Below are 12,174 nucleotides of genomic sequence, written 5' to 3' on the forward strand. Positions count from 1 at the left end.
GAATGGACGGGAGCGGGGTTCGCCAGCAGCCAGGGCACCCGCTCCCGTTCGCTCTTCCAGGGACTACGTCAGGCCCGGCAGCGTGCCCGCGTAGTCCGGGTGGCCGAAGCGGTCCACCTGCACGCCAAACGCCTGGGCAATGGAGGTCAGCAGCTTGTTGTGCGGCACGGCGCCGGGCAGCGGCTCGCCCGCGCCCTGCCAGTTGGCCAGCGGATCCGTGCCGGGGCGCAGACGCAGGAAGCGGCCCATGCGGAAGCGCCCGCCCGCGCCGCCCCCGAGCACCGTGGGGATGGCCACGTTCATGTGGCCCGAGGCGTCCCCCAGCTCGTTGCCCCAGAGGATGAGCGTGTTGTCCAGGACGGAGCCGCTGCCCTCGGGCGTGGCGGCCAGCGTGTCCATCAGGCGGGCCACCTGCTCGGCGTACCACTGCTGCACGCGCACCATCTTCAGGCGGATCTCCGTGCGCAAGGGCTCGGAGCGGATGTCCGTACGGTGGGCGATGTCGTTGTGGATGTCCTCGGAGATGCCAATCCACGGCATGGTGGGCCCGGGAATCGTCATGGTCACCACGCGCGTCAAGTCACACGCGAAGGCGCGGGCCACCAGGTCCAGGTGGAGCTGGGTGAACTCCGGCATGCGGTCCACGTCTCCCAGCTCGCCAATGCCATACGCCTGCGGTACCTCTGGCTTCACGCACCCCAGCGCGCCCGCATTGGTCAGACGCCGCTCGATGTCTCGGAGCGCCGCCATGTGCGTGTCCAGCTTCTGCCGCTCGGTGCTGCCCAGCCGGTTCTTCAGGCGGGTGGCGTCCTTGATGAGGTAGTCCATCAAGCTCTTGCGCCGCGCGAGCTGCTGCTTCGCCTCCTCGCTGGAGCCCGCCATGGAGCCGAACAGGCGCGTGTACACGTTGGCCGGGTTCAGCTCGAAGGGCACGCGCGTGCCGTTCGCCGTGAAGCTGATGCTGTTGTAGACGTGCTGTGCCCCGTACTGCTCGAAGGCGTGGAGCTGGAGCGAGCGGAACTGGGTGGCGCCGCCAATGTTGTCGCCCAGCACCTGGTCCAACGAGGCGCCCGAGGGTAACTCCTCACCGCTGTCCGCCACCACCTGGCTGCCGGTGAGGAAGGTGACGGGACCGCCCTCGTGGCCGGTGCGGCCGTGCTCGTAGAGGACCTTGTAGTCCAGCCCGTCCAGCACGAGCAGCTTCGAGCGGTGGCGGTCCAGCGGGGACAGCACCGCGTTCTCGAACGAGATGTCGAAGTCCGTCTCCCCGCCGCGCGGGGTCCAGTACTCCGGCAGGCTGCCGTGGGGCGTGAAGAGCGCGATGAAGCGCAGGGGGCCCGCATCCGCGGCCTCCGCCACCGAGCTGGTCAGCAGGTGCGCGAAGGGAGCGGTCAGCGCCGTGCCAGCCAGCGCCCTGAGGATGCTGCGTCGGGAGAAGTCACGAGCCATGGTCGAAGTGCTCACCGGGAAGGAACGCGTCGCTGGGTGAAGGAAGGCGCCCGCACGAGGCTGACGAGCGCCTCGGTCAGCTTCAAGCGCTCCGAGCGGAAGGCGCCGCCCCGCATCGCGCTCAGCGCGTCCGCGTCCGAGGGCCGCTCGTCACGGCCCATGGCATAGCGGAACAACTGCAAGGGCGCGCAGTCCGCCACCTCGTTGCTGGTGGACAGGTAGCGCGCGAGCTGCGCGCCGCCGGAGAACGAGAACCGCGTGCCGTCCGGCGCATCCAGCCCTCCTGACGCATCCACGGTGAAGCCGTTCTCCTCCGTGCGGTGCGCGCCCAGGCCATCGAAGTCCTCCATCCCGAAGCCGATGGGGTCGATGACCTTGTGGCAGCCCGAGCACGCCGGGTTGTTCGTGTGCGCGGCGAAGCGGTCGCGGGTGGTGGTGTCCGGCCGAGGCGACGGGGGGATGATGACCACCGACGGAGGCGGCGGTGAGACCGTGCGGCACAACAGGCGCGTGAGGATGAACTTGCCGCGCTTGATGGGCGAGCTGGAGTCGAAGTGCGCGTAGGTGGCCATGACGCTGGCCTGGGTGAGGATGCCCGCGCGCTCCGCCGGCAAGGTGATGCGGCCAATCCCGGAGTCATCCAGCGTGGTCGGCGCCGACACGCCGTAGAAGCTGGCCATCCGCTCGTCCGCCACCGAATAGCTCGCGCCCAACAGGTCCGTCACCGAGCCGCCCGTGCGCGACAGCACATCGTCGATGAAGGCATCGGTCTCGGCTTGAGCGGACTCGCGGAACTCCACGCTGAAGTCTGGATAGACCTGGTTGTTCTTGTTGATCTTGCTGATGCCCGTCAGCCCCAGCCACTCCAAGACGAACTCGTGGAGCTGGTGTCGCGCGGCGGGGGTGGCGAGCAAGCGGCGCGCTTGACGCTCGCGCTCGTCGGGCGAAGACAACGCGCCGGAGTCGGCGGCGGCGAGGAGCGCGTCATCGGGAGGACCCGCGGTGATGGCATAGGACAGCGCGGAGGCGACCTCGTAGGGCGTCAGCTCCACGAGCTGCCCGGGCCGGCCGCGCTCGGACCCCAGCTCCGTGCGATAGACGAACGAGGCCGAGGAGAAGATGCCTTGGAGCACCAGCTTCGCCCCCTCGGTCGCGGTGGCCCCGGCGGCGCCGGCGTTGTAGAGCGCCAGCAGGTCGTTCTCCTCCTCGGTCGTCACGGGACGACGGAACGCGCGGGCGCCCACCTTCCGGATGAAGGCCCGGGCGCACGCCTCGGGCGTCTGGCCTGGGCACGTGAGCAGGTTCTTCAACTGCGTGACGCCCACGTCGCTCAGGTTGATGGCGGCGGTGTCCAGCTGATCCGCCAGCAGCGACGTCACCTGGAGACGCTCATGCGTGAAGAATCCGAGGATGGAGTCCTCGGCGGCGAAGCCTTGACCCACGGTCTGCGGCGACCCCAACACCGCGGACACGGAGTTGTCGTACTCGTCGCGAGTCAATCGGCGAACGCGCGCGGGGGCGGCGGCGCTCTCCGGGGCTTCATCCTGCCCGCCGATGTTGCCCGTCATGCAGGCACCAGAAGACAAGGCAAGCGCCGAGGCCAGCAAGAACCGATTGAATCTCATAGGTGTTCGAATTCCTCGCACCCGCGCGCGGCGACCGGCCTGTCGCTCGGGCATCCGCAATCTATACGGCCCCGTCCCGGGTTTCAGTGAGGATTTCGTTTCCTGCCCTTCAGGGAGGCACCGTCATTCCCCGAGCTGACCACCATGCCTCACCGTAGCTCACGCATATCTGTTCGCCTGGGTAGATGTCGCGCAATGCGTGGAAGCGGAAGACATCGCGATCCGAGGCGCGCGAATAGACGGCGTTGGGCTCGTTGGAGTGGTTGTAGATCATCCCGTACCCCATCACGAGGGCGACCCAGTTGCCGGGGCGCGGCTCCTCGTGGCGGTTCCAGCGAATCTCGAAGACGTAGTCATCGAGCGGCTCTCCGCGGCACTGCTTCTGCGGGACCTTGAGGTAGTGGCACTCCTCGATGAGCGCACCAGAGACGATGGGTTCGTCGGCGAAGACCCCCATGCCCCACTCGCATGGGCGAACCTTGACCCCCGGGTGAAGAAACAGCGCGGGTCCCAGGTTGTTGACGTCGGACTCCATGGCATTCAACCCCAGCGGCGAGAGAAACCTCGGTTGAGCCCCGCCGCGGCCAGCAGGTAGAGCACCACCAGGCCCATCAAGGCCAGGAGGACCTGAGGGGGCGGCGGAACAAAGCCGAACGAGCGGCCCAGCGGGAGATACGGCAGCGCGAGCGCGACGCCCACCGCGCTCAGCGAGGACGCGACCAGCCAGCCCGAGGGCCGACTGCGCCAGGGCACGCCCCGCGTCCGGATGATGAAGATGACGAGCACCTGGGTGGTGAGTGACTCGACGAACCAGCTCGTCTGGAAGAGGGGCGCGTCCGCGCGGAAGACGACGAGCAGCAGCATGAAGGTGGCCGCGTCGAACACGGAGCTGAGCGTGCCGAAGAGGGCCATGAACTGGCGCACGTGGCGCAGGTTCCACCGCGTGGGCCGCGCCAGCTGCGCGTCGTCCACGGAGTCCAGGGGGATGGCCAGCTCGGACACGTCATAGAGCAGGTTGTTGAGGAGGATCTGCAAGGGGAGCATGGGCAGGAACGGCAGCAGCACGGACGCGCCGGCCATGCTGAGCATGTTGCCGAAGTTGGAGCTGGTCCCCATGCGGATGTACTTCATGACGTTGCCGAAGGTGCGCCGCCCCTCGAGGACGCCCTCGTGCAGCACGCCCAGGTCCTGGCGCAGCAGCAAGAGGTCCGCGGCCTCGCGCGCCACGTCCACCGCGCTGTCCACCGAGATGCCCACGTCCGCGGCGCGCAGCGACGGCGCGTCGTTGATGCCGTCTCCCATGCAGCCCACCACGTGGCCCGCTTGCCGCAACGCGCGCACCACGCGGCTCTTCTGGGCGGGGGACACGCGCGCGAACACCGTGGTGCGCTCCGCTCGCGCGCTCAGGCCCGGCTCGTCCAGCCGCGACACCTCGTCGCCCGTGAGCACGCCCTCCACGGGGAGCTCCAGCTCGCGGCACACCTGCGTGGCCACGCGCTCGTTGTCCCCCGTCACCACCTTCACCTCCACGCCCGCCCGGGTCAGCGCCGCCAGCGCCTCGCGCGCGCCGTGCTTGGGTGGATCCAAGAAGGATGTGAAGCCCGCGAAGACGAGCCCGGACTCATCGCCCACGTCCGCGCGCTGGACCTCCGACGAGGTGTCACGCCACGCCACCGCGAGCACCCGATAGCCCTCCTCGCCCAGCGCCCCGAAGCGCGCGAGCAGCGCGCCCCGCCGCCCCGCGTCCATCTGCCGGACGTGTCCCGCGGATTCCTCCAGGTGGACGCAGCGGGTGAGCAGGTCCTCCGGCGCCCCCTTGACCACGAGCACGCGTCGCCCGGCCCGCTCGAGCAGCACGGACACGCGCCGGCGAACGAAGTCGAACGGCACCTCGTCCACCTTCCCCCAGCCGTCCTCGGCCAGCTCCGTGTGCGCGAGGATGGCCTCGTCCATGGGGCCGCGCAGGCCGGACTCGAAGTGGCTGTTGAGCCAGGCCCAGCGCAGCACCGAGTCGCTCCGCGCCCCTGACGCATCCTCGTAGCGCTCCAGATGAATGAGCGCCTGGGTCAGCGTGCCCGTCTTGTCCGTGCACAGCACGTCCATGCTGCCCAGGTCGTGCACCGCGCTCAGCCGCTTGACGATGACCTCGCGCGACGCCATCCGCAGCGCGCCACGGGCCAGCGTCACCGACACCACCATGGGCAACAGCTCCGGCGTCAGCCCGACCGCCAGCGCCACCGCGAACAGGAACGACTCCAGCAACGGGCGACGCGCCGTCACGCTCACCAGCAGCACGAAGAGCACCAGCAGCACCGTCAGCCGCATCAGCATCAGGCCAAAGGCGCGCATGTCCCGAGCGAACGCGGTGGACGCCGCGGGCGCATCCAGCCCTCGCGCGATGTCACCCACCGTGGTGCGCGCCCCCGTGGCGAAGACGAGCCCCCGCGCCGTGCCGCTGATGACCGCGGTGCCCGCGAACACCGCGTTGCGTGCCTCCGTGAGCGGCACCTCCCGAGAGCCTGCGCCGGTCTCCTTCTCCACCGGATAGGGCTCGCCCGTCAGCATCGCCTGATTGACGTAGAGGTCTCGCGACGCGAGCAGCCGCAGGTCCGCGGGCACCAGGGTGCCCGCCGCCATCAGCACCACGTCTCCGGGCACGAGCGTCCAGGCGGGGACCTCGCGCGCCTCGCCGTCGCGGAGCACGCGCGCGCGGAGGGCCGCCCGGCCTCGCAGGCGCTCCGCCGCGTTGCCCGCGCGGTGCTCCTGCACGAAGTCCAGCGCCACGCTCATCAACACGATGGTCGCGATGATGGCGGAGCTGGTCAGGTCGTGGACGACCGCGGACACCGCGCTGGCCACCAGCAACACCAACACCAGCGGGTTGCCGAAGCGCGCGAGGATGTCCCAGGCGAGCGAGCGGCGATGCGGCTCGGCCCGGTTCGGACCGAGTCGCTCCAGGCGGGCCTGGGCCTCCGACTCGCTCAGCCCCTCGGGCGCGCTGCCCAGTCGAGCCAGCAGCGCCGCCTCCGTTCCACTCCAGGGAGGTGGCCCCTCGGTGCTCGCGCGTGTCTCGCGCCGCTTCACGCCCCTGCCCTCCTCAGTCCGGTTGCTTCTCCATGCCCGGGGGGGGGGAGGCCGTCGTGGGCGTGCGCACCTCCGGGGGATGCGTCGTGAACGTGCGCCGCAGCAGATAGAGCCCCGGCACCATCGGCAGCCACAGCGTGAAGCCGCGCAGGAGCAAGGTGCCCGCGAGCGACACCTCCACGGGCACGCCCAGGAAGTTCAACATCCCCACGGACACGGCCTCGTAGGTGCCCACGCCGCCGGGAATGATGGAGACCGTCTCCGCCATCGACGCCACCATGAAGCCGACGAACACCGTGCTCGCGGGCACCTCTTGCTGCCCCAGCGCGCGCAGCATCGCGCCCAGGGTGGCCGCGTCCAGCACGTAGACCGAGAGCTGCAACGCGATGCCGCGCACGAGGAGACTCTGGCTCCCCAGCAGACCGGGCGGGACTTCCGCCAGGGCCTTCACCATCGCTTCGAGCCCGGGGATGCGGCGCAGCCAGCGACCGGGCTTCCAGTCGCGCCGCCGAGACAGCCACAGAATCAGCACCGGGACGATGACCGCCAGCGCGCCGAAAGCCGTCACCAGCATCTGCACCAGCGAGTTCAGCTCCGAGCGCGCCCACAAGAAGGCGATGCTCGCGGCGACGCCCAAGGCCTGGGCGGCGTAGAAGCAGAGCACCGTCAACAGCACCGCGCCGGCCGCCACCCCGGGCGCCGCGCCTTCGCGCCGCAGCCCCCGCGCCACCACCAACGTGCCGCCAATGCCCGCCGTGGGGATGACCTGATCAAACGCCAGCTTCATCACCGACAGGCGCGACAGGGACCACACCGAGACGCGCACGCCGGTCCGCCCCAGCACGATGTGCCAGATGCCCGCCACGCACAGGTACGTGGCCAGTTGCAGCCCCAGCGCGACGAGGAGCCAGGCGGGCTGCGCCTCGCGCAGCAAGCGAAGGAACTGCTGCTCCTCCGAGTGCCGAGAGAACACGAACGCGACGAAGGCCACCAGGAGCACCGCGCCGGGGACCCACCACCACCGACGACGGCGCCCGAGGGGGCCGTCCCATGCCTCATCCTGCTCGGAAACCTCGTCCTGGCGGGTGCCTTCCATCGTGCTCCCTTCCGCTCTGGAAACGATGCGCCTTGCCGCTCCCCAGCGCAGCAGCGGGCGCCCGACTGCACGCGTGCCCTACCACCATCCAGCCCGCCCCGCCCCGCGGACTCACCGGGTCAGGAGCTGAAGCGCTCGCATGGACTGGGGGTCATCCACGCCCGGCAGGGCATCCAACGGCCCCTCCCAGGGGACGACCACTTCGGGAACCAGGGGCTCGTCCTGCAACTCGCGCCCCCGAGGCGTCCTCAGCTTGCCCACCGACACCATCAGCGCCGAGCCGTCCACGAGGGGGAACAGCCCGTGCACCAGCCCCTTGCCATGCGAGCGCCGGCCCACCAGCACCGCCCGCCCATGGGCCTGGAGCGCGCCCGCCAACAGCTCCGCCGCGCTCGCCGTTCCTCCGTCCACGAGCACCACGAGCGGCCCGTCCACCTCGCGCTGCCCCTCGGCCCACAGCGGGACACCCTCCGCGGAACGACCCGCCAGCGCTCCGTCACTGTTCGCGCGCATCGCCCCCGGGGCGCCACTCCCGCCGCTGCCCGTCGGCGGGGCGCTCTCGGCACGGCGCAGCTGGGGGGCCGCGCTTCCCGCCAGGCTCGTGGGCAACAGGCCCCCGCTGGCGCGGCTCGCGACAGGTGCATCACTCGCGCGGCCCGTTGGCGGTGGCTCCGCGCCGGCGTGGCTCGGGCCGGGAGACTCGCCCGCGGCACGACTGAGGAGCGGCGCATCACCTTCGGAGCGGGTCACGCGCAGACCGACTTCAACGGGCCCCAGAAAGAGCGCCGCCACCCGGAGCACTTCGTCCACGCGGCCCCCTGGGTTGTGGCGCAGGTCGAGCATGAGCCGGTCCGCGCCCTCCTTCCGCAGCGCCGCGAGCGCCGCGCGCACTTCGTTGGCCGTCCCGGCGGAGAACATCTCCACGCGCACGTAGCCCACGGCCCGGCCGCCTTCTCGCATGATGCGCCACTGCACCGGACGCAGCCAGGTGTCGCGCTGCTCGCGCACCAGCGTCACCGTGTGGACCTGCGTGCCGTGACGAACCTCCAGCGAGACGGGGGTGCCCGCGACGCCGCGAAGCAGCACGCCGGCGACCTCCAACTTCATGCCGCGCGCGGGTCTGCCGTCGATGGACTCCACGATGTCCCCGGGATGGATTCCCGCGCGCGACGCGGGCGAGTCTCGCAGCGGCGTCACCACCATGAGCGTCCGCGAGCGCGAGTCCACGTCCAGGCCCAGCACCTCCGGCAACCCCACGCCCACGCCCGCGCCGCCCGCCAGCTCCCGCTCCAGGCCCTCGCGTTGTTCGGGCTCCAGCAGCCGCGTGGCGGGCTCGTTCAACACGGTGGTGATGGCGCGGATGCGCGCCCAGGCCTCGCGCTGCGTCGCGGGTGGCGTGCCCGCGTGGCGCACGTCCTCGCCTCGCTTCACCGCCTCGGGATTCATGAACTCGCGCAGGAGGACCCCCCAGGCCTCATCCACCAACGACTCGGGGGTCCCCGAGGTGTTCGCGACCGTCGGGGTCACCGGCGCGGGCACGGTGCGCGTCGCACACGCGGAGAGCGCCAGGCCCAGGGCGAGGAGAAGGGGTCTCATGGGCGCGAGCATACATAGGTGCCCACCTGCTGGATGGGCCTCTGGTAGAAGCCGCGCATGGCCAAAGACGTCCTGTTGCTCGAGTACTCGGGCTGCGACACCTGCCGCAAGGCTCGCAAGTGGCTGGATACCCAAGGGGTGACCTACACGGTTCGCCCCATCGTCGAGTCCCCACCCACCGCGACCGAGCTGCAAACGTGGATCGCCCGCAGCGGCCTCCCCGTGCGCAAGTGGCTCAACACCAGCGGGCAGAGCTATCGGGCGCTGGGGAAGGCCTCGGTGGACGCCGCGTCAGAGGCGCAGCTGCGCGAGTGGCTCGCGCAGGATGGCAAGCTGGTGAAGCGGCCCGTGCTCATCACCTCGGACCGGGTCCTCGTCGGCTTCAAGCCCGAGGCCTACGGCGAGCTGTTCTCCGCGCGCGGATAGGCCGCCAGCGCCGCGGAGAAGAACGCACGGAGCTGGTGCGCATAGCCCACTGGATCCACCCGTGCGTATTCGCCGTGCGTCGCGCCGGGGACGCGCCACAGCGTCCTCGGCTCGTGCGCGGCGCGGTAGAGGCTGCCATCCAACTTGGCGGGCCCATCCGGATCCGTGTCGCCGTTGATGAGCAACAGCGCACGTCCCTCCAGCCGCGCCATTCCATCCAACGGGCGCACCGCGTCCACGTCCACGCCCGCGCGACGCAGGCTCCACACGACGGGCAGCGAGTTGAGCCGCCCCAGGCGCCCGCCGTAGCAGGAGTGCACGTCCGCCTCCAACACGGGGAAGGCGCCCACCGCCGCCACCGCGCGCACGCGGGGCTCCTCCTGCGCCACCAGGAGCGCCGTGGCTCCGCCCATGGAGAACCCGAGCAATCCCAGACGTGAGGCCTCCACGTCGGGGCGCGAGGCGACGAACGCCAGCGCGGCGCGGACGTCTCCTCGCTCGCGATCGCCCCAGGTGACCGCGTCTCCATCGCTCTCTCCCTGCGCGCGCAGGTCGAAGAGCAGGACGCCGTGGCCCGCCTCCGCGAGCGCACGCGCTTCGAAGAGCAGCTGCGCCCGGTTGGCCGCGAAGCCATGCACCAGCACCACCGCGGAGCCATCTCGTGAGGGGACGTACCAGCCGCGGAGCGCATGACCCTCCGGTCCCTGGAAGGACACGCGCTCCATGCCCGCGAGTGGGCCGGTGGCGTCCGGCGGGACGACGGGCACGCGCGAGGGGTGGAGCATGCCCTGCGCGGTGCGCCATCCCTGCCAGCCCAGGACCGCCGGAAGGCCCACCCCACCCAGAGCCAGCCCGAGCGCGACGAGGCGAGGAAGGACTGCGCGAACAGAGGTCGTCATCGGCGGAAGCCCGGCGAGAAGGAGCGAGCGCGCCAGCGTAGCCGAGACGGACTTGATTCACGCCCCCTCGCGCGGTGGCGGGCAGGGCAATGGCTCCCCTGCCCGCCCGTCGTCGCGCGGGCCGACCGTTGCCAGACTCGAGGGGCATGGAGATGGGAGCCAAGCGGCCCCTGGGAGAGATCCTCCTGGCGATGGGCGTGGTGGACAGGGCCCAGCTCCGGCTCGGGTTGGTGCACCACTACGAGGTGCACGTCCCCCTCGGCCGGGCGCTGGTGCGGGAAGGCGTGTGCACGGAGGCGGACGTCCTGCGGGGCCTTGCCGCGCAAGCGGGCGTGGACGCGGTGGACCTGGACCACGAGCCCTTGGACCGAGCCCTCACCTCGCTCGTCCCGGCGCGCATCGCCCGGCAGTACCGAGTCATTCCCTTGCGCATCGAGCAGCGCGACGAGCGCGAGGTGCTCCATCTCGCCCTGCCCGCGCCGGTCTCGCTGGAGGCCGTGGACGACGTGCGCGCCATCTCCGGCAAGGCGCGCGTCGAGCCGCACCTCGCCGCGGACAGCGCCCTCACCCGCGCGCTGGGCACGATGTACGGAATCCACGAGGCCGCGGACTTCACGGCCCCTTCCGAAGCGGCCACCGCCCCCGAGTCTCCGCTCCTGCTCTACGGCTGGCCTCCCGTGACGGCGGTGCTCATCTCCCGAGCCCTGGCTCGACACCGGATTCCGTCGCGCACCGCGACACCGCTGGAGGTGCTGCACACGCGCGCCAGCGACATCGTCATCGCGCCCATCCAGGCCATGGAGGGACTGCTCGCGGGCGAGGTCCGCATCGCGGGCGGGCTCATCGTGCACGGCAGCTCGGATGACGAGGGATTCGAGCGCGCACTGCGACTCGGAGCCCGCGGCTTCCTCGCCAATCCACGCGACGAAGAGCTGCTGCTGCGAGCGGTCCGCCGAGTCCTCCAGCGGCAGCGCGACCCCGAACCACGGGCCCCAGGCCTTCGGTGACGTGCGCTGGCCCGCGTCTCAAGAGCGGGCCAGTCCGTCACCCGCCAGCCGCGGCGCTCAGGGCGTGGCGACCACCGGCTCCGCGGCGTGGGAAGCGGAGGAGGCCCCGTGTCCACTGGCGCTGTGAGCCGTGCCGTGCGCGGGCGCGATGGCGTGGCGCGGCGCGGGCTCCAGGCCGAGCACGCCGAGCACCTCGGGATAGACCTTGTCCGCGAAGTAGCGACCGCCCGCGACGGTGAAGTGGACGCCGTCCGTCATTCGCAGCCGCATGGGCTTGCGGAAGCCCTCCACGTGGGCCTCCTGGAGCGCGTGCCCCCGCGCGTCCGTGAAGAACGGATGCGTGTCCACGTGCACCGCGTCCTCGCGCGCGGCGATGACTTCACGCTGGAGCCCTCGGATGAGCGCCAGCTTCTTCTCGAAGCGGCGCAGCCCCGTCGTCGGCAGCTCCAACCAGACAATCTTCCGGCCCGGAGCCGCGATGACGCCCAGGAAGTCCTGCACGCGCTGCCGGTAGGCAGTCTCCCACTCGGCCTGTCCCCAGGCGATGGCCGAGCCGCCCGCCTTGTCGCGCAGCGCCTGCCCGTCATTGCCGCCCAGGATGACGACCACCACCTCTGGCTGGTGCCGCTCCACCTCCTGGCGGCCCGCCTCCATCCAGTCGAAGAAGTCCGGGCGCGACAGCCCCGTCGAGGACTTCGCCTTGCGACGGCAGCGGACGCTCGGGTGCGCATCCAGCTCGGCTTGCAGGGTGTCTCCGAAGCCCGTGGCGATGAGGCTGTCGCCGAGCAGGAGCACCGTGTGCTCGGCACCAGGCGCGGGCGCGGGCGCGGGACGAGGCGTGGGCTGGACGGGGACCGCCGGCAGCACGGGCGCCGGGGACACGGCGCCCTCCGCGGGAGATGCCGCCCGCGAACCCATCGCGAACAGGGAAACGAAAAGGAGGAGCGAGCGCGTGAACCGGTTCCGCATCGGCGCCCGCAACCTACTCGGCC

The 12,174-nt window shown here is 71.1% G+C and carries 10 protein-coding genes; 2 read left to right on the plus strand and 8 right to left on the minus strand.

Going from position 1 to position 12,174, the window contains the following annotated elements:
- Window positions 1–63: 63 nt before the first annotated feature.
- From KRR26_RS21000 to KRR26_RS21025, 6 genes are all read right to left on the minus strand, one after another.
- Window positions 64–1,449 carry a DUF1552 domain-containing protein gene (locus KRR26_RS21000; RefSeq protein WP_217080653.1) on the minus strand — a complete coding sequence of 462 codons (1,386 nt, stop codon included), beginning with the start codon at window positions 1,447–1,449 and terminating at the stop codon, window positions 64–66.
- Between the two features lie 11 nt (window positions 1,450–1,460).
- Window positions 1,461–3,074, minus strand: a complete 1,614-nt coding sequence (locus KRR26_RS21005) for a DUF1592 domain-containing protein (protein ID WP_120209263.1) — start codon at window positions 3,072–3,074, stop codon at window positions 1,461–1,463.
- Window positions 3,075–3,183: 109 nt separating this feature from the next.
- Window positions 3,184–3,531 carry an SET domain-containing protein-lysine N-methyltransferase gene (locus KRR26_RS21010; protein WP_236068920.1) on the minus strand — a complete coding sequence of 116 codons (348 nt, stop codon included), beginning with the start codon at window positions 3,529–3,531 and terminating at the stop codon, window positions 3,184–3,186.
- An 83-nt stretch (window positions 3,532–3,614) separates the two neighbouring features.
- Window positions 3,615–6,158 (minus strand): magnesium-translocating P-type ATPase, encoded by a 2,544-nt coding sequence (gene mgtA, locus KRR26_RS21015; RefSeq protein ID WP_120209265.1) that lies wholly within the window; start codon window positions 6,156–6,158, stop codon window positions 3,615–3,617.
- A gap of 13 nt (window positions 6,159–6,171) precedes the next feature.
- Window positions 6,172–7,254: a lysylphosphatidylglycerol synthase transmembrane domain-containing protein gene (locus tag KRR26_RS21020; protein ID WP_217080654.1), complete on the minus strand. Its 1,083-nt coding sequence runs from the start codon at window positions 7,252–7,254 to the stop codon at window positions 6,172–6,174.
- Between the two features lie 111 nt (window positions 7,255–7,365).
- Window positions 7,366–8,850 (minus strand): S41 family peptidase, encoded by a 1,485-nt coding sequence (locus KRR26_RS21025; protein WP_217080655.1) that lies wholly within the window; start codon window positions 8,848–8,850, stop codon window positions 7,366–7,368.
- A 57-nt stretch (window positions 8,851–8,907) separates the two neighbouring features.
- On the opposite strand from KRR26_RS21025, the gene KRR26_RS21030 reads away from it, so the two are divergent.
- Window positions 8,908–9,276: an arsenate reductase family protein gene (locus KRR26_RS21030; RefSeq protein WP_120209268.1), complete on the plus strand. Its 369-nt coding sequence runs from the start codon at window positions 8,908–8,910 to the stop codon at window positions 9,274–9,276.
- Here KRR26_RS21030 and KRR26_RS21035 read toward each other — a convergent pair.
- Window positions 9,246–10,175, minus strand: a complete 930-nt coding sequence (locus tag KRR26_RS21035; RefSeq protein WP_120209269.1) for an alpha/beta hydrolase — start codon at window positions 10,173–10,175, stop codon at window positions 9,246–9,248. The genes KRR26_RS21030 and KRR26_RS21035 overlap by 31 nt on opposite strands.
- A gap of 146 nt (window positions 10,176–10,321) precedes the next feature.
- Between KRR26_RS21035 and KRR26_RS21040 the strand changes: the two genes are divergently transcribed.
- Entirely contained in the window at window positions 10,322–11,182 is an 861-nt protein-coding gene (locus KRR26_RS21040) for a GspE/PulE/PilB domain-containing protein (RefSeq protein ID WP_217080656.1), read from the plus strand.
- Window positions 11,183–11,239: 57 nt separating this feature from the next.
- Here the strand turns inward: KRR26_RS21040 and KRR26_RS21045 are convergent, their stop codons facing one another.
- Complete coding sequence (locus KRR26_RS21045) at window positions 11,240–12,064, minus strand: SGNH/GDSL hydrolase family protein (protein WP_328707182.1); 825 nt, start codon at window positions 12,062–12,064, stop codon at window positions 11,240–11,242.
- Between the last annotated feature and the right edge of the window lie 110 nt (window positions 12,065–12,174).

Source organism: Citreicoccus inhibens (genome assembly GCF_019039035.1).
GTDB classification, from domain to species: Bacteria; Myxococcota; Myxococcia; order Myxococcales; family Myxococcaceae; genus Citreicoccus; species Citreicoccus inhibens.